The sequence below is a fragment of the Psychroserpens sp. BH13MA-6 genome, assembly GCF_052983595.1.
On record NZ_JBRJGE010000002.1, the window covers coordinates 20,800 to 38,168 of the forward strand.

Genomic DNA, 17,369 nt, shown 5'->3' on the forward strand with positions numbered 1-17,369 from the left:
TTTATTCAATAATAAGTTTTCGAATACTTTTTTGGTTCTCAAAATCAGAAATTTCAACAATATATAAGCCGCTATTTAGATTTTTAGTAGACATTGTTGTTAGTTGTTGATCAAAATGATCTTGGTATAACACACGTTTTCCTTGTAAATCATAAACTTCAATTCGGTTTATTGAATCCGTTAAATGTGCCAAATCGAAGTTGACAAATAGGTTGGCAGGATTCGGATGCATTTTAATAACGCTCAATGATGACGTTTCATTGCTTAAAGTGGACTCCACAATACGATAAATGGTTCCGTTTGCTAAACTCGCTACATAGAGTTCGCCGTTGATATCTTCACCAAATGCCACAAATTCGCCTCCAGGAAATTGCCCCAAGAAATTAAGGCTAAAATTGTTAGGGCTCGTCTCTTGAACGTAGCCTATTTCGTTACTGCAATAATCAGCAAAAAAGTAAAGACCTTGCAATCCAATCTGGGAAGTTCCTCTATAGCGATAGCCACCAGTAATGGAGCATCTAAATGGGGAGCCTCCATAATCGTATTCGGCAACTGGCGTTTGATGTGTGATGGTGCTACACTCCGCTAAGGTGCTAAAGACAGAAGTGCCTTCAAAACACTTCCAACCATAATTTTCACCACCAGTTGTGGCTGTCGTTCGGTTAATTTCCTCTCTTGCACTTTGACCAACATCGGCAATCCACATATCACCATTGCTTCTGTCAAAAGACCATTTCCATGGGTTTCTAAGTCCGTTAGCCCAAATTTCATCTAATGCCGAAGCATTTCCAACATAAGGATTATCAGTAGGGATGAGGTAGGTAGTTCCGGCTGCTATTTGACCTGCTGTGACGTTCACGTCAATTCGGAGCATTTTCCCAAGTAAATTATCTAAAGGCTGTGCTCTGTTGTCGGGATCGCCACCTGAACCACCATCGCCTGTAGAAATATAAAGGTAACCATCACTTGCACCGAAATGCATGTCTCCTCCATTGTGGTTCGAGTAGGGCTGAGGAATATGCAATAGAATGACTTCAGAATTTGGGTCTGCTGAGTTCACGGAATTACGTGTAAATCTTGAAATCACAGTATCTCCGTTTAAATCAATATAATTGACATATAGAAAACCATTGGTCGAATAATTAGGGTGGAAGGCAAGTGCCAGAAGTCCTTGTTCGCCACCAAAATCTATGACTCTGTCTTCAATGTCTAAAAAGGGTGTACTGTTTACGGTTCCATTAACATCTACAATCTGAATATAGCCATCTCTTTCAACGACAAATAAGCGATTATCACCTGCATGTTTGATATTAACAGGATTAAATAAGCCGGTTGCAAATGTATCTAGATTGATATTTTGGGCGTAGGTTATAGTTAACAGACCACAAAATAATAGACAAGTAATTTTTTTCATGTTTCTAGATTTTAAGGAATTTTTCTACAAAATACGAAAAAAAATACACCTAAAAATCAAGGGTTTAGTTTGCTAATTGTCAATAAGCGACTGACTGATTTTAGTACAAACGCTTTCTAACAGCTCGTAAACGTATTCAAAATCAGATAGATCTCCGTAATAAGGGTCTGGAACACGTTTTTCTGTTATGGAGTCGTCCATTTCCAGAATCAGTTTTACTTTTGCGATGTCGCTCGTATTCCTAGCTAACTTTACAACGTTCTCAAAATTGGATGGATCCATGACATAGATATAATCAAACGTATCAAAATCAGAAACTTGAAATTGCCTACCACGTTGTGCTGAAATATCAATACCATTGTTTTTTGCCACTGCAATGGAACGATGATCTGGAGAATCACCAACATGATAATTGGCAGTACCTGCAGAATCTACATAAAAATGATCGGTTGGTAATTTGGAAGCTAAAATGCCATGTGCCAATGGTGAGCGACAAATGTTACCTAAGCAAACCATTAAGATACGAGTCATTTTGTAATATAAGTATTAAAGAGAAAGCTTTTTCGAGAGGTCTTCGACATACTTTCTAAACTGTTTGTCGGTAGAGGATAAGTTGTCTACAGTTTTACAAGCGTGAAGTACTGTGGCATGATCACGTTTTCCAATTTGAGAACCTATACTAGCTAATGACGCCTTCGTATATTTCTTTGCAAAGAACATGGCCAATTGTCTTGCTTGAACAATATGGCGTTTTCTAGTTTTGGATTGCAAAGTACTTACGTCCATTTGGAAATAATCAGAAACGACCTTTTGGATGTAGTCAATAGATACCTCACGTTTGGTGTTCTTAACAAATTTCTCTACAATTTCCTTCGCTAAGTTGACTGTAATTTCTTTTTTATTAAATGATGATTGTGCAATTAATGAGATGATAGCACCTTCCAACTCACGAACATTCGTTTTAATATGTTTAGCAACATACTCTACAATATCATCGGGCATCTCAACACCGTCACGATACAATTTATTTTTTAATATAGATACTCTTGTCTCAAAATCTGGACTCTGAAGTTCAGCTGAAAGTCCCCATTTAAAGCGCGATAGTAAACGCTGTTCAATGTCTTGCATGTCTACAGGAGCTTTATCGCTGGTCAAAATGACCTGTTTTCCATTTTGATGTAAATGATTAAATATATGGAAAAAGACATCTTGGGTTCCTGATTTTCCAGATAAGAACTGGACATCATCAATGATAAGAACATCTATAATTTGATAGAAATGAATAAAATCATTTCTGTTATTTTTTTTAACGGAATCTATATATTGCTGTGTGAATTTTTCTGCAGAAATATACAATACGGTTTTCTCGGGATATTTATCTTTGATATCAACGCCAATAGCATGAGCTAAGTGTGTTTTTCCTAACCCTACACCTCCGAATATTAACAACGGATTAAAAGAGGTGCCTCCCGGTTTATTGGCAACAGCTAAACCAGCATTTCTAGCCAAGCGATTAGAGTCGCCTTCTAAAAAGTTTTCAAAACTGTAATTAGGATTTAGTTGTGATTCAATTTTTACATTCCTAATGCCAGGAATTACGAAAGGATTTTTTAATTCTGGATTCTTATTGTTTAATGGAACATCAACATCTTGAGATTTTAGCGCGCCACGATTAGAACTAGGGATTTTTTCAGTAAAAGGTTGTTTGTTACCATAGGTGTTCTCCATTTTAATAACATACACCAATTTGGCAGTTTCTCCTAATTGTTTCGTTAGTGCTACCTTCAGAATTTTGACATAATGCTCTTCCAGCCATTCATAAAAAAACTTACTTGGTACTTGGATACTTAAGGCGTTATCGGTCAGTTTTACTGCTACTATTGGCTCAAACCAAGTTTTGTAGGCTTGAGGTTGTATGTTGTCTTTTATAAATGAGAGACAGTTCGTCCAAACCGATTGCGCAGTTACATCCATTCTCTAAGTTAATTTTTTGTATTTGTTAGTTAGTTAGCAAAAAAAAGAGAAATTCGGGTTTCTCTTGAATAAATTTTACATGACAAATATGTGAACAAATTTCTTAATAAAAAAATCAAAATGTATTGAATATTTAGAATTTTTTCCTCATGTTTAATTCGTCTCGAAATTACAAAAAAAATATCAAAAATTATGTCAAACGTAGCCAAATCCGATGAAATACAATTTAGAGTCCGTTATGGGGAAACCGATCAAATGGGAATAGTTTATCATGGTAACTATGCGCAATATTTTGAGATGGGTCGAACGGAATGGTTGCGGAAAATGGGATTTTCTTATAAGCAAATGGAAGCCGATGGGATCATGTTGCCTGTGATTTCATTATCCCTAAATTACAAAAAGTCAGCACGTTATGACGACCTTATTAAAGTAAGAACTTATCTCGTAAAAAAACCTACCGCTAAAATTGAATTTGATTATGAAATCTTAAATGAAAATGGTGAACTTTTAACAACGGGAAATTCAGTTTTAGTATTTATGGACATACATAAGAATCGGCCTACAAGATGTCCGGATTATATTTTAGACCAACTGCAAATTTAATCGTTCAACTTCTTGATGTTTATCTCATAAAGTGCCTCAAAAGTTTCAAAAATAGAAGGCGCATTTTTTAAACGAACTGAAATTACGATCTCACAGGACAATTCTAAGCTTTGATTAACGACGTTCAGATTCTTCTCCTTAATAATTCTCATGACCGTATTCATGTGTTTGTATTCAAAGGAAATAACATAGCTGACATTAATCGTGCGTGTCACAATTTTTGAGGCTTCTAATGCTAATTGTGCACCTGTACGATAGGCATTGATGAGTCCGCCAACACCTAATTTGACACCGCCAAAATATCGTACAACGACAATCAATACATTGGTGACTTCAAACGATTGTATTTGTCCGTAGATAGGCATACCAGCACTATTATTAGGTTCGCCATCATCATTAGCGCGATACACGTAGTCTTGTTCTTGTTTGCCATATTGATAGGCATAGCACCAATGACGCGCTTGATGGTGCTGTTTTTTTAACGCTTCAAGATGAATTTTTACATCGTCTTCAGATGTTATTGGAAACGCATAGCCATAAAACTTACTGTTTCTGTCTTTGAATAAAACTTCAGGAGAAGGTTTTACTATTGTTTTGTAAGAGTCTTTTTCAATCATTAGGCAAAAGTTACTAAACAGATTGAAACAATAGCTAGTACAATCCCTATCCAGTTTTTTCTTGAAATCTTTTCTTTAAACAAGAATAAACCCAATAGGGTAGAAAGCATGACGATGGCCACATTATTCAACGTAAATATGGTTGAACTCTCCAACGATTCGTGGTTTAGTGCTTTCAATAAGTAGTAGATCGAGTAGTAATTCACAACTCCTAAGGCGACGCCTCCAATGCAACTTTTAAAATCCAGCTTCGAGGTTTTCTTACTCAGTTTAAAACCTAAAATAAAGACACCGATAATTCCAGCAAAACAAAATATAGTTGCCGAAAAAATGGGGATACCATTATCGGGTAAGTAATAGGTCTCAATAAATTTTATCGATGTATCAATAATTCCTGATCCTAAAAACAATATTATTGGTAAGAGCAGGCTATTTTTGACATTCACACGGCTTTTAGGTTTTATGGACGCCAAATACACGGCAATTAGAGCTAGTATTATTCCTGATAACTTTTGAAAACCTGCACTTTCATTATACATATAGATTCCGAATGCAATTGGAATTATAACACTCATTTTTGTCGCAACCGATGCAACCGATAATCCATTACGCTGCGCTGTAATGGCCATAACATTAAAAATAGCAATGAACAATAACCCTAAGGCAATAGCACCATAAAACCATTGTGATGATGCGATAGTAGCTATTTTAATGGGTTCATCATAAATGACAATTCCCAGAATACAGGCCGTGATATAATTAACGACAATGGCTTGTAGCGTATTAAGTTGAAACCTATCAAATAATTTGAATATTAAAAAGATAAAGGTTGAAGCTAGAATGCTTAGTAATAAATAGATCAAAATAAATGCGAGTTAGTTGAAAATAGGTCTATGATGTCTTGTGTGTTTTCGTCAATATTCCATACATGGATGCCTATATTTGCTGCTGAATCTGTATTCTCTTTCGTGTCATCTATAAACAGACAGTCCTCTGGTTGGAGTGCATTCTCATTTAAAACAAATTCATAAATATTGGGATTAGGCTTCCTTAATTGAATCTCATGAGATAAGTAAAACTTATCGAAACAAGATTTAAATTCCTCATAAAATGGAATCCGCTCTTTAATCCATTCGATATGTAATTCGTTGGTGTTACTGAGTAATATCAACTGATATTTGTTGCTTACACTTAAATTTTTAAGGAATTCTAGTCGGTATTCGGGAAAATCTTTCAGAATGAAATTCCAAGCATTCACAATCTCTTTTTTAGATAACTTAGGAAAGTTATGGGTATAAAAGCCAATAAATTCTTCAGTACTAATGAGTCCTTGTTCATAAAGTGTATTGATTGAAACAAGATCCTCTGGAAGTTCTTTTAGCTCGAATAATTGCAGCGCATTTTCCATCGCTCCCAATTTATCTAAATTGATGAACACGTCTCCAAAATCAAAAATGAGGGTTTTAATTGTTGGCATAAATTTTTAAAGTGTCGTCTAATATTTGATGTTCCGATATGAGTTGTCCTTGAAATTCAGGTGCTTTTAAGCCGTCTTTAAAAACGGCAGCTCCTGTAAATACGCGAGCTTCATCCCAGAGATTCTCATCGATAAATGTTTGAAGTGTTTGAGCGCCACCTTCTATCATGACAGCGTTAATGTTTTCAGTATATAAATACGAAGCAATCTCTTTGGCGAGTGGTTGTTTGAAATCAATTTTAGCGTCCGTAAGTTTTAATGTTTTACGCGTTTCATCAAAAACCGCATATTGATTAGACAACTTAGACATCCGATCAATAACAATCCGAATCGGGTGTTTTCCTGTCCAATCTCTTACGGTTAAAGATGGGTTATCTTGAGCTACTGTGTGGCGACCTACTAAAATAGCCTGTTCCTCAGAACGCCATTTGTGGGTCAATTGCCTAGAGAGTTCGTTCGTAATCCAAACTGGTCGTTTCTCTTCCTTCGATTTTGGAGCGATAAAACCATCACTGGTTTGTGCCCATTTCAGAATAATATAAGGACGTTTTTTATGATGGAATGTAAAAAAGCGCTTATGATGCATTTTACAATGCTCTTCTAGAACTCCCAAAATCACTTGGCAACCAGATGTTTTCAATTTAGCGATGCCTTTTCCAGCGACCTCTGGATTATCATCTTGACACCCTATAACTATTTTTGGAATTTGATGTGCAATGATTAAGTCACTGCAAGGCGGTGTTTTTCCAAAATGAGAGCATGGTTCCAAAGTCACATATAATGTTGCAGATTTCAAAAGAGATTTGTCTTCAACAGAATTGATGGCATTAACTTCAGCGTGGTTACCACCATACGGACTCGTGTACCCTTCACCAATAATACTATTATTATGAACAATGACACATCCAACCATTGGGTTTGGAGCGGTTGTTCCTAAGCCATTTTTGCCAATTTGGATGCAACGTTTTATGTATTTTTCATGTATCTTCACCGTCGCAAAAATACTACAATTAAGTGAGTTCAGACAATATCATTATTCGCGAAATTCAAGCTGAAGATAACCCTCAAATTGAGGCCGTTATAAAAGGGTGTTTTCCAGAGTTTAACATTCCGCTTAAAGGAACGGCTTATGAAGACGCTGAAACACCATTTATGTATGAATCCTATCAAGGAGATCGAGAAGTCTATTATGTGGTCGCCAATGAAAAGGAGGTTTTAGGAGGTGCAGGAATTAAAGCGCTTAAAAACTATGATGGCAATGTTTGTGAATTGCAAAAAATGTATTTCTCTCCCAAACTGAGAGGTAAGGGTTTTGGCAAGCAGTTATTTGCTAAATGTCTCGAGGCAGCAAAAGCATTCGGATATGACATGTGCTATTTAGAGACGGCTTCACAATTAGCTGCAGCCATTCACATTTATGAGGCGTTCGGTTTTACACATTTAGAGGCGCCTTTGGGGCAAACTGGGCATTATTCTTGTGGCGTTTGGATGACCAAGAAATTATGAGGTTAAGAACAATTTTAGATATATATCATAAAGAATTAGATGCTTTGTATGGAGAGCAGGAGGTTGATTCTTTTTTTAATTTACTCATCGAACATTATCTACAACTGAAACGTATACATATAGTGGTAGACCCTGAATACATCATAACCAAAAGTGAGGAGCAGCCATTGTTTGAAGCGCTAAGTGCTTTAAAATTAGAACAGCCCATACAGTATATAATTGGTGTGACAGATTTTTATGGTTTAACGTTTAAGGTGAATACGCATACATTGATTCCAAGACCAGAAACTGAAGAATTGGTGTCTTGGATTCTGTCAGATCATAAGGAGCATGAGTCAGCAGATCCACTTCAAATTATGGACATTGGTACAGGTAGTGGCTGTATTGCGATTACCTTGGCTAAAAAGCTTACCAATGCACGTGTTATCGCTATGGATATTTCAGAAAAGGCTCTAGAATTGTCTAAAGAAAATGCTGTTTCTAATAAAGTAGACCTGTCTTTTCTTCAAGGCGATATTCTAAATGTTACTAGGAGCCAGCATCTGGTGAATCATAAACTAGATGTGGTTGTATCCAATCCACCTTATGTGAGACATCTCGAAAAAGCGGAGATGCAGAATAACGTACTTAATAATGAGCCGCATACGGCATTGTTTGTGTCTGATGATAATCCGTTAATTTTTTACAAAGCCATAGGTGAATTTGCCCAAGACAAATTGAAACCCAACGGATTGTTATATTTCGAAATCAATGAATATTTAGGACGAGAAACCATGACTCTACTGGAACAGCAAGGTTTCAAAAATATCAAACTAAAACAAGATATGTTTGGTAAAGACCGCATGATTAGAGCGGTAAAATAATTAATCTACCAACGAATTTAACGACAGTAGTTTTAAGTCATCCAAACTTGTTGCCTCTGTTGAAAATTCAATTTCTACGCGCTCATTAGGTAACAAATCAAAATAGTTGTCACTAAAATGACCGCTGACTTTTGTGTTTAGAAAGACATATTTTTGAAGGGTTGAACTTTTTAATGTCACCTTAAAGCCATTAGCCGTTTTTTCAATTGTTGACTCAATAGGTTGCTCTTTGAGCTTTAATTTTTTGGGTTTTACTAAATATTGATATGTTGTAACCTCATTAAATTTCATGACCAGCACAACTTGGTCTTTTTCAATTTCTAGATTATCTAAATGTAATAGATGTATCGCTTCACTTGAACTAGCTGGTACTTCCATCTGTTCTGTATGCTTCCAAAGTGTCTGACCATCAAAATCCATGGCTGTTATAGTAAATGCACCTTGTTGCTTGACCAGGTTATCATTTATGATATAGGTTTTGAGAGTGTCATTTGATAATTCAGAACTTATCAAGATATTTTCAAAACTCTTTTTTGCTTGATAGTGCAAGGCTTTCCAATTTCCGAAGTAGTCTATACTTGACCAAGAGATTGCCGGCCAGCAATCGTTAAGTTGCCAATACAAAGTTCCCATATTATAGGGTTTTGCTCTTCTATGCGCTTCTATGCCTTTGGTAATACCATACGCTTGTAATAACTGACTCACATAGACATAGTCTTCAGGTTCTGTAGGTGTTGGAAAGTCACGCGCCATATATTCGGCAATTAACTCAAAGCCACGATGATGCTTCTGATGGGTTTTAAAAGCATCCGAATTAATGGTAAGAGCATCACTTTGATTGATATAGCGAATGGTTTCAAAGCTTGGAAACGACTGAAATCCAAACTCACTCATAAAGCGTGGAACATGGGATTCAAAATGTTCAAATGGATAGCCGTCATGCCAGACCCACCAATCATGTGCATCTCCTTCTGTCTCATATTTTGGGTTGCCACGACCATATTTTGGTGAGGATTCCCAGTATGGAAGGTCTGTTTTGTCGTCTATAACCTTCGGTAGAATGCCTTTAAAAAGCAAATTGTAATTATGCCATATCTCGTCCTTTTCTTGCTCGCTTCGTTCTGCTTGCCATCCCCATCGATGCCAGCCTTCGGAGCTTTCATTGTTGCCACACCATAAAACGATAGACGGATGGTTTCTCAAGCGTTTTACTTGATATTCAGCTTCCTTCTTTACGTTTGTTAAAAATGCTTTGTCGCCAGGATACATGGCACAGGCAAACATAAAATCCTGCCAGATTAATAGGCCTTTTTCATCACATAAGTCATAAAAATTGTCACTTTCATAAATGCCACCTCCCCAGACTCTTAACATATTCATGTTAGCATTTTTAACATCCTCCAGTAGTGTGTCATAGTCTGCGATTGAGACCTTGTTTTGCATAGTGTTCTGAGGAATGTAATTAGCACCTTTCATGTAAACGGGCATATTGTTAACCTTAAAATAAAAAGATTCACCTATGCTATCCTTTTCGGTGACGAGTTCTACGGTTCTTAATCCTTTTTTTACAGAAATACTGTCCAATATTTTTTGGTCGTTGCGAACAACAACTTTAATATGGTATAAATAGGGCTCGCCAATATTGTGTGGCCACCAGCGTTTAGGGTTATCTATTTCAACAGTGATAGGATCAAGATCGAACTTATACTGTTTTGGTTGATCTTCATAGGTTTTGTACAGTTGGTCATTTAAATAAATGTCATAATCTAAGTCGTCCTTAATGTGATTTGTGGTAGACAATTGAACCTTTACGATGGCTTTTTTATTTGTTAACTCCTCTTGTTTTAAATGTATATCGTGAATTTTGAAATCATTCCAAGCCTGTAATTCTATTGGTTGCCAAATACCACTTGTGTTTAATTTTGGTCCCCAATCCCATCCATATTGAAATTGTGCCTTTCTTGTAAAAATCCGATTCCCTTCAGGAAGTTGGTATGGCAATGCTTTTTGTTCTTGTTCTTCAGCTACCGACGTTCGTTCAAAGATAATTCGAAGGTCATTCTTTAATTTTAATAGCGGTTTTACATCGACGTCGTAAGCTCTAAACGCATTATCGGTTCGAAGTATTAAACTGTCGTTTAAAAAAACGTTAGCATAGGTGTCTAAACCTTTGAAATGGAGTGAGAGGTGATGCTTTTGAAGTGTATTTTCATCTATACTAAACACCGTTTTATATTCCCAATCTGTTTTAGAAATCCACTGAAGACTATCAGCATTTGCTCCAATGTAAGGATGTGGAATCAGATCATTGCTTAACAAATCGGTATGAATATTCCCAGGCACTTCCGCTTGGTGCCATACGGTGTCTTGGACATTCCTAAACTGCCAAGCCTCTTGGATTTCTATGGTTAAGGGTGTGTCGTGATTTGGTTGACAACTCATCAAGCACAAAACAAGAAGACTCCACACACTACACTTCATCTTCAATAGTTTTTAAGATGTTCAGGATATGATTTGTTGAAGAGACAGTTTGAGGAGTATTTCCAAAATAAGGAGCATCTTCTAGTGCTATAATTTCTGAAGCCGATGCATGGATTTCGTTAAAACCAGCCTTCTTAAATATATTGGCATTTGCAGAGTTTATACCGCTACCAACTAAAATTTGAATACGTTGGTGAGCCTGTTCCTTAAGTTTTATTAAATTAGGTAAACCATCTATGGCTTTGGGTTCTGCTCCTGATGTTAGGACTCTATTGGCGCCTAATTCTATTAGCTGTTCCAACGCGATTGTTGGATTTGGTACCATATCAAAAGCGCGATGAAATGTAAACGGCAAAGGTCGTGACAAATGAATTAATGCTTCAGTTCGCTTCAAATCGATAGAATTATCAGAGTTTAAAACACCAGATACAATGCCATGACAGCCAAGGTTTTTGGATATTTGTATATCTGTTTTCAGAATTTCAAATTCAGCGTCGCTATAGCAGAAGTCACCACTTCGAGGTCTGATTAATACAAAAGTTTCAATAGTTAATTCTGAAATAACCTTTTTAATTAAACCGTAACTAGGTGTGATGCCTCCAACAGAAAGTTCGCTGCATAGTTCTATGCGATGTGCCCCAGCAATTTGGGCATTTTCAGCAGATTGAAACGAGTTAGCACAGATTTCTAGACGCATATTAGTTCACGATAATTTCATCAATAAATGTCCAAGCTTTATTTCCAGCACCTTGTTTACCATCAGGTATAATACCATAATTAGGGATTCTTAATTTGATATACCGACTTCGTTGTTGGACGTCAAAAGACACCGGAACAAGTATGGAACTATTTTGACTTATTGAATGTGTTAGGAGATCATTGTCTAGTTCTAAAGATACCTTTTTTGGAGCATATATCCACTGTCCGTTCCCATTGTGAAATCGGGTTGCAACAGAGTGAATGTCTAATTCCTCGCCAAGATCGATAGTGATTTCAATGTCATCACCCCAAAACCCTAACCATTCCTTATCTCCAAAGCGTTTGTCGCTCCCTGAAATACTATTAATAAGCCCTTCTGGACCGCTACCAGCATAAGAAGCATGTGGTGTTTTGTCAATGGAAATACTTTTACCGACCGCTCTATGAAAATTGAAAATTTTTGTAAATGTAGGCCCTAATTTTTGAAGGGTGTCCTTCTTGAAAACAGCTGCTTTTATTATTTTCGACGTGTCAATATGAATCGGGTTTGTGTAAAATCTAGAGCTAAGGTGTGGCTCATCGCCATTTAGAGACACACGAATGTCTTTACCAGTACTCAACGTACTCAATTCGTAATATAAGTCATTGTTTTTAGAAATTATTTTACCATCAATCTCGTAAAGGTGATTGGCATAGTTTATATCGAGCGCGTTCAAACGGGAATGAAAATGCTCTAATCGTTCAATGAAATTGTCATAATTTTTGAGATTTGGATGAGACCAAACAACTTCACTCATGGCTAATATTCTCGGAAAGACCATGTATTCTAATTGATCTTCATTTTGTATATATTCTGTCCATAAATTGCCCTGTGCACCTAATATATAGGTAGCTTCAGATGCCGTTAACTCCTCAGGTATGGGATCAAAGTGGTAAACTTTTTCTAAAGGTAAATAACCACCAATAGCTAATGGTTCATTCTCGTTGGTGGATTGGTAATAATCAAAATAACAATGGCTGGTAGGAGTCATTATAACCTGATGCTTTTGTCTTGCGGCTTCAATGGCTCCTTCGGTACCTCGCCAGGACATAACCGTGGCATTTGGTGCAAGTCCGCCTTCTAATATTTCATCCCAACCAATTATTTGTTTGCCCTTAGAGTTTAGATATTTTTCTATTCTAGTAATAAAGTAGTTTTGCAATTCGTGTTCATCACTTAGAGCTTCAGAGGTGATTCGAGACTGACAAGAATCACATGATTTCCATGCGGTTTTGGGAGCTTCATCACCACCAATATGAACATATTTACTTGGGAATAGGTCGCATACTTCATCCAGAACATTTTCCAAAAAAGTAAAGGTTTCATCCTTGCTGCAATAAATGGTTTCAAAAACACCCCATTTTTGAGCAACATTTACAGCCTCACCTGAACAGCCTAAATTTGGATAGGCAGCAATAGCGGCTTGTGCATGACCAGGCATTTCTATTTCAGGAATCACGGTTACGTGTCTAGACGCTGCATATGCTACAATCTCTTTAATTTGATCTTGCGTATAATAACCACCGTAGTTTTGTCCATCATACCTATGCGGTTGGTCACTGTAGTGTCCGATAAGTGTTTCATCCCGAAAAGCCGCAACTTCTTGAAGTTTTGGATAGGATTTTATTTCAATACGCCAACCTTGGTCATCGGTTAAATGCCAATGAAAGGTATTCATTTTTAGCATGGCGATCGCATCAATATAGGATTTAATAAACGCTACAGAAAACATATGTCTACTAACATCCAGATGCATACCTCTATAAGGGAATTGAGGAGCATCTTTAATTAATTGACAAGGAATTTTGACAGTGTCATCAGAAAAAGAACCGTTTTCAAAAGCAACAGGTAGCAGTTGTCGCAAAGTTTGCACGCCATAGAATGCTCCTTGATCGGTTGCCGCCTTTATTTGAATATGTTTGGGCGAAATATTTAAGATATAACCTTCTTCATTACTTATAGAAAGGTCTTTTATAAATTGAATGTCATTACTTTCTTCTAACTTAAAGTTGCTACCTTTTTCGATAAAATTCAGAAGAAACGCTTCGGAAATAGGAAAAATTGAGTCCGTCGAAAAGCCAGTAGCTTGATTAAGTATAAAATGCCCTTCACTCATTATTTGTTCTTGAGGTATGGGATTAATTTTTGATATTTCAGCTATCTTTTCATTGTTTTTACAATTGAATAAAAAGCTGATAAAAAGACTTAAACCTACAATTTTTTTGAATGACATTTTAGTATATTAGATGCCTTAAATATAACTTTTTTACCACGAATTTTTAATGACCACTCAACAAAAAATAGAAAGTCTTCGCGAGGAGCTTCGTGAACACAATTATAATTATTATGTATTGGATCAACCTACGATAAGTGATTATGACTTTGATATGAAGCTGAAGTTGTTACAAGACCTTGAAGCCAAACATCCAGAGTTCTATGATGCCAATTCACCAACATTAAGAGTGGGAGGAGAAGTAACTAAAAACTTTAAAACAGTACGGCATGATTACCGTATGTACTCATTAGATAATTCCTATTCCAAAGAAGACTTATTGGATTGGGAAAAGCGCATAGAAAAGATCGTAGATGGACAAGTGGCATTTGTGTGTGAATTAAAGTACGATGGTGCCTCTATAAGCTTGACCTATGAGAACGGTAAATTATTGAGAGCCATAACGAGAGGAGATGGTACACAAGGTGATGATGTGACGACCAATGTAAAAACCATCAAATCTGTGCCATTGCGATTAAAGGGTGATTACCCTGAACGTTTCGATATCAGAGGAGAGATAGTATTGCCATATGAGGGATTTCATAAAATGAATAAAGAACGTTTGGAAGCAGGTGAGGAGCCTTACCGTAACCCAAGAAATACAGCGTCTGGAAGTTTGAAGTTACAAGATAGTTCAGAGGTTGCGCGACGTCCTTTAGAATGTTTATTATATAGCATGAAAGGAAAAGACCTCGGTATTTCAAGTCAATTTGAAAGCTTAGAAAAAGCGCGAGCTATGGGGTTTAAAGTACCACAGGCTTCTAAATTGGCAACCTCAGTAGATGAGGTATTGGATTTTGTAAATTATTGGGATATTCATAGGCATGATTTACCTTATGAAACTGATGGTGTTGTTATAAAAGTAAATGATTTACAACAACAGGAAGAGTTAGGCTACACGTCAAAGTCACCACGTTGGGCTATGGCCTACAAATTTAAAGCGGAACAAGTATCCACGCGTTTAAATGAAATTACTTATCAAGTAGGTAGAACTGGCGCCATCACACCAGTGGCTAATCTAGAACCCGTGGAATTAGCTGGGACAACCGTGAAACGTGCGTCGCTGCATAACGCTGATCAAATTGAAAAATTAGATGTTAGAGAAGGGGATGAAGTATTTGTAGAGAAAGGTGGTGAAATTATACCTAAAATTATTGCGGTAGACTTCAGTAAGCGACCTGCAAACTCTCAAACCACCCATTACATTACCCATTGTCCTGAATGTCATACAGCATTGGTCAGACAAGAAGGTGATGCAAAACATTATTGTCCTAATTACAATGGTTGCAAACCACAGATTATTGGTAGAATCCAGCATTTTATCTCGAGAAAGGCGATGGATATTGAAGGATTGGGTGGTGAAACTGTAGCGCTTTTGGTAAATGAAGGATTGATTTCAAACTTTTCAGATTTATACACGTTAACTAAAGATGAAGTCATGCCATTAGAACGAATGGCAGAGAAAAGTGCAGAAAATCTTATTAATGGGATTGAGGCTTCCAAACAGATACCCTTTGAACGTGTATTATTTGCCATTGGAATTCGATATGTTGGAGAAACCGTAGCGAAAAAACTGGCAAAATCCTTCAAAAGTATAGATGCTTTAGGTCGAGCAAAGCTAGAGGATTTAATAGCGGTTGATGAAATTGGTGATCGTATTGCAGAAAGTGTTGTCGACTTCTTTTCATCAGAAGAGAACCAATTAATCATTGAAAAATTAAAGGCTCATGGCTTACAGTTGCAATTGTCTGAAGAAGCTCTCGCTAATCAAACAGATCTTCTCAAAGGTATGTCGATTGTGGTTTCAGGAGTGTTTCAAACGGTTTCTAGAACAGAACTTAAAAAACTCATTGAAGACAATGGCGGAAAAGTATCATCTTCAATATCTTCAAAAACTAATTTTTTAGTGGCAGGTGATAAAATGGGTCCAAGTAAGCGAACGAAAGCTGAAACTTTAGGTGTTTCCATTATCACTGAGGACGAATTTTTGCTAAAATTGAAATAAATTTCCTACAAAATCATATTTTTTATCGATAAAATGCAATTTTATTCGTTTATATGTGAAAAATATGTATATTTGTTTCGCTATTAATGAACAAGTTATGAAACTAAGTAACCTATTAGGAGCGACTCTAATACTTTTATGCATTGTATTTCTTGGCCTACAATCTAAAGGTTTAGAAGTAGAGGCTTTTGGTGTTAAAGCCATCGCAATGGTATTTTTAATACTATTGTATTTTGTTAAGGTAAAAAGCAGGAGCATACTCTTCGCTCTGTTTTTATTAACCTACGGAGCTGCAGAGGTTTATAATTATTATTCCTATTACGATTATGTGGAAGATTTAAATACCGTTGATCCTTATTATCTCATCGGTAATTTACTATTCATTTTGGCTTATATCTTTATGATTGCTAAAGTGCTTTCAATTATGGATTTCTCTAAGGCATTAGTCAAGTTTCCTTTGCAAATATTACTACTTTTTGGATTAGGTGTTTTTGTAGTCTATATGATTACAGATATTTCTAGAGATGAGTTAGAAGCAAAATACCTTTTCATTACAGAATTAATCTATAATTCGGTCGTGATGTTTCTAGTATGCTTATCTCTCGTGAATTATATGTACAATGACACGAAGAAATCCATGAATCTTTTAATTGGCTCTATACTTATTGTGTTTTCTGAGGTGATACAAGTTGCCTATTACTATATTTCAGATTATGACAATACATTGAGTGTTATCTATTCCGTTTTCTTAGTAGGCGCTTTTGTCTTCTTTTATCTTCAATCGACGATTGATCAAGAACAAAATTCGGTATATGCGGCTCAAGAAGTCAACGCCTAATTAATGAAAGGAAGGCGCTTTCTGTCAAAGTATAAAATGCAAATAGCTAAAATGAATGTGAGTATAGCGGTATAGAATAACGTGCCGCCATCATTATTGATAGTGATGCCTAAAACCGTGAGATGCATCAGAATAGCACCTCCTATGACACCTATAGTGATTAATGCTCCAGCCCAAGCTGTTTTTTTAAAGAGTAACAACAATCCAGCTATCAATTCAAGAATCCCAATGCCAATTCTTCCATAAGGCTCCAAGCCCACTTTAGAGAAAATATAAATACTGTCTTCATGTCCTGTAAATTTAAAGCGTAAAGTTTGAATCAGGATTATCGCCACAACGATTCTTAGGATGAGTGGAAGGTGTTTCATAATAATTAATCTATTGTTTCTTAGACGTTTGAAATCTGAATCCCTACAATATGAACGCAATAATGTAAAATAATCGATAAAATGTACATTTAATACGATAAAATGCATAAATTTTATTATATTTGCTTTACCCAATTAATGATCTACCATAATGAAATCGTTTAAATTAAAGCCAAATTTAGCGTTAGTCGGCCTATTATTTTTGCTGATAT

16 protein-coding genes are annotated in these 17,369 nt (G+C 36.2%); 5 read left to right on the top strand and 11 right to left on the bottom strand.

Annotation, left to right across the window (positions count from 1 at the left end):
- Window position 1 precedes the first annotated feature (1 nt).
- The 3 genes from ACU8DI_RS04670 to dnaA form a co-directional block, all read right to left on the bottom strand.
- Complete coding sequence (locus ACU8DI_RS04670) at window positions 2–1,414, bottom strand: PQQ-dependent sugar dehydrogenase (protein ID WP_447111591.1); 1,413 nt, start codon at window positions 1,412–1,414, stop codon at window positions 2–4.
- Window positions 1,415–1,486: 72 nt separating this feature from the next.
- Complete coding sequence (locus ACU8DI_RS04675; RefSeq protein WP_447111592.1) at window positions 1,487–1,945, bottom strand: low molecular weight protein-tyrosine-phosphatase; 459 nt, start codon at window positions 1,943–1,945, stop codon at window positions 1,487–1,489.
- A 15-nt stretch (window positions 1,946–1,960) separates the two neighbouring features.
- The gene (gene dnaA / locus ACU8DI_RS04680; RefSeq protein ID WP_447111593.1) at window positions 1,961–3,388 is read right to left on the bottom strand and encodes a chromosomal replication initiator protein DnaA; all 1,428 of its coding nucleotides are present in this window, start codon (window positions 3,386–3,388) and stop codon (window positions 1,961–1,963) included.
- Window positions 3,389–3,580: 192 nt separating this feature from the next.
- Between dnaA and ACU8DI_RS04685 the strand changes: the two genes are divergently transcribed.
- Window positions 3,581–3,991: an acyl-CoA thioesterase gene (locus tag ACU8DI_RS04685; RefSeq protein ID WP_447111594.1), complete on the top strand. Its 411-nt coding sequence runs from the start codon at window positions 3,581–3,583 to the stop codon at window positions 3,989–3,991.
- Here ACU8DI_RS04685 and ACU8DI_RS04690 read toward each other — a convergent pair.
- The 4 genes from ACU8DI_RS04690 to ribD are packed head-to-tail and all read right to left on the bottom strand — an operon-like array spanning window position 3,988 to window position 7,076.
- A complete protein-coding gene (locus tag ACU8DI_RS04690) occupies window positions 3,988–4,608 on the bottom strand; it encodes an IMPACT family protein (protein ID WP_447111595.1) in 621 nt (206 codons plus the stop codon). The genes ACU8DI_RS04685 and ACU8DI_RS04690 overlap by 4 nt on opposite strands.
- Window positions 4,608–5,471 (bottom strand): EamA family transporter, encoded by an 864-nt coding sequence (locus ACU8DI_RS04695; RefSeq protein ID WP_447111596.1) that lies wholly within the window; start codon window positions 5,469–5,471, stop codon window positions 4,608–4,610. Before ACU8DI_RS04695 ends, ACU8DI_RS04690 begins: the two co-directional genes overlap by 1 nt.
- Window positions 5,468–6,085: an HAD family hydrolase gene (locus ACU8DI_RS04700; protein WP_447111597.1), complete on the bottom strand. Its 618-nt coding sequence runs from the start codon at window positions 6,083–6,085 to the stop codon at window positions 5,468–5,470. The genes ACU8DI_RS04695 and ACU8DI_RS04700 overlap by 4 nt, the downstream gene beginning before the upstream one ends.
- Window positions 6,072–7,076, bottom strand: coding sequence for a bifunctional diaminohydroxyphosphoribosylaminopyrimidine deaminase/5-amino-6-(5-phosphoribosylamino)uracil reductase RibD (gene ribD, locus ACU8DI_RS04705; RefSeq protein ID WP_447111598.1), 1,005 nt, complete (start codon window positions 7,074–7,076; stop codon window positions 6,072–6,074). The genes ACU8DI_RS04700 and ribD overlap by 14 nt, the downstream gene beginning before the upstream one ends.
- 23 nt (window positions 7,077–7,099) lie before the next feature.
- On the opposite strand from ribD, the gene ACU8DI_RS04710 reads away from it, so the two are divergent.
- Both ACU8DI_RS04710 and prmC read left to right on the top strand, forming a co-directional pair.
- Window positions 7,100–7,591 (top strand): GNAT family N-acetyltransferase, encoded by a 492-nt coding sequence (locus tag ACU8DI_RS04710; protein WP_447111599.1) that lies wholly within the window; start codon window positions 7,100–7,102, stop codon window positions 7,589–7,591.
- Window positions 7,588–8,454: a peptide chain release factor N(5)-glutamine methyltransferase gene (gene prmC, locus ACU8DI_RS04715; protein ID WP_447111600.1), complete on the top strand. Its 867-nt coding sequence runs from the start codon at window positions 7,588–7,590 to the stop codon at window positions 8,452–8,454. Before ACU8DI_RS04710 ends, prmC begins: the two co-directional genes overlap by 4 nt.
- Here the strand turns inward: prmC and ACU8DI_RS04720 are convergent, their stop codons facing one another.
- From ACU8DI_RS04720 to ACU8DI_RS04730, 3 genes are read right to left on the bottom strand one after another with little or no spacing between them, the layout of a single operon-like run.
- On the bottom strand, window positions 8,455–10,935 hold the full coding sequence (locus ACU8DI_RS04720) for a beta-mannosidase (protein ID WP_447111601.1): 2,481 nt from the start codon (window positions 10,933–10,935) through the stop codon (window positions 8,455–8,457). It lies immediately after the preceding gene.
- Window positions 10,925–11,632 (bottom strand): copper homeostasis protein CutC, encoded by a 708-nt coding sequence (locus ACU8DI_RS04725; protein ID WP_447111602.1) that lies wholly within the window; start codon window positions 11,630–11,632, stop codon window positions 10,925–10,927. The genes ACU8DI_RS04720 and ACU8DI_RS04725 overlap by 11 nt, the downstream gene beginning before the upstream one ends.
- A 1-nt stretch (window position 11,633) precedes the next feature.
- A complete protein-coding gene (locus ACU8DI_RS04730; RefSeq protein ID WP_447111603.1) occupies window positions 11,634–13,907 on the bottom strand; it encodes a glycoside hydrolase family 20 protein in 2,274 nt (757 codons plus the stop codon).
- A gap of 49 nt (window positions 13,908–13,956) precedes the next feature.
- On the opposite strand from ACU8DI_RS04730, the gene ligA reads away from it, so the two are divergent.
- The gene (gene ligA, locus ACU8DI_RS04735; protein WP_447111604.1) at window positions 13,957–15,951 is read left to right on the top strand and encodes an NAD-dependent DNA ligase LigA; all 1,995 of its coding nucleotides are present in this window, start codon (window positions 13,957–13,959) and stop codon (window positions 15,949–15,951) included.
- 97 nt (window positions 15,952–16,048) lie between these two features.
- The gene (locus tag ACU8DI_RS04740) at window positions 16,049–16,789 is read left to right on the top strand and encodes a hypothetical protein (RefSeq protein WP_447111605.1); all 741 of its coding nucleotides are present in this window, start codon (window positions 16,049–16,051) and stop codon (window positions 16,787–16,789) included.
- Here ACU8DI_RS04740 and ACU8DI_RS04745 read toward each other — a convergent pair.
- Window positions 16,786–17,157, bottom strand: a complete 372-nt coding sequence (locus ACU8DI_RS04745) for a DoxX family membrane protein (RefSeq protein ID WP_447111606.1) — start codon at window positions 17,155–17,157, stop codon at window positions 16,786–16,788. The genes ACU8DI_RS04740 and ACU8DI_RS04745 overlap by 4 nt on opposite strands.
- Window positions 17,158–17,369 lie beyond the last annotated feature (212 nt).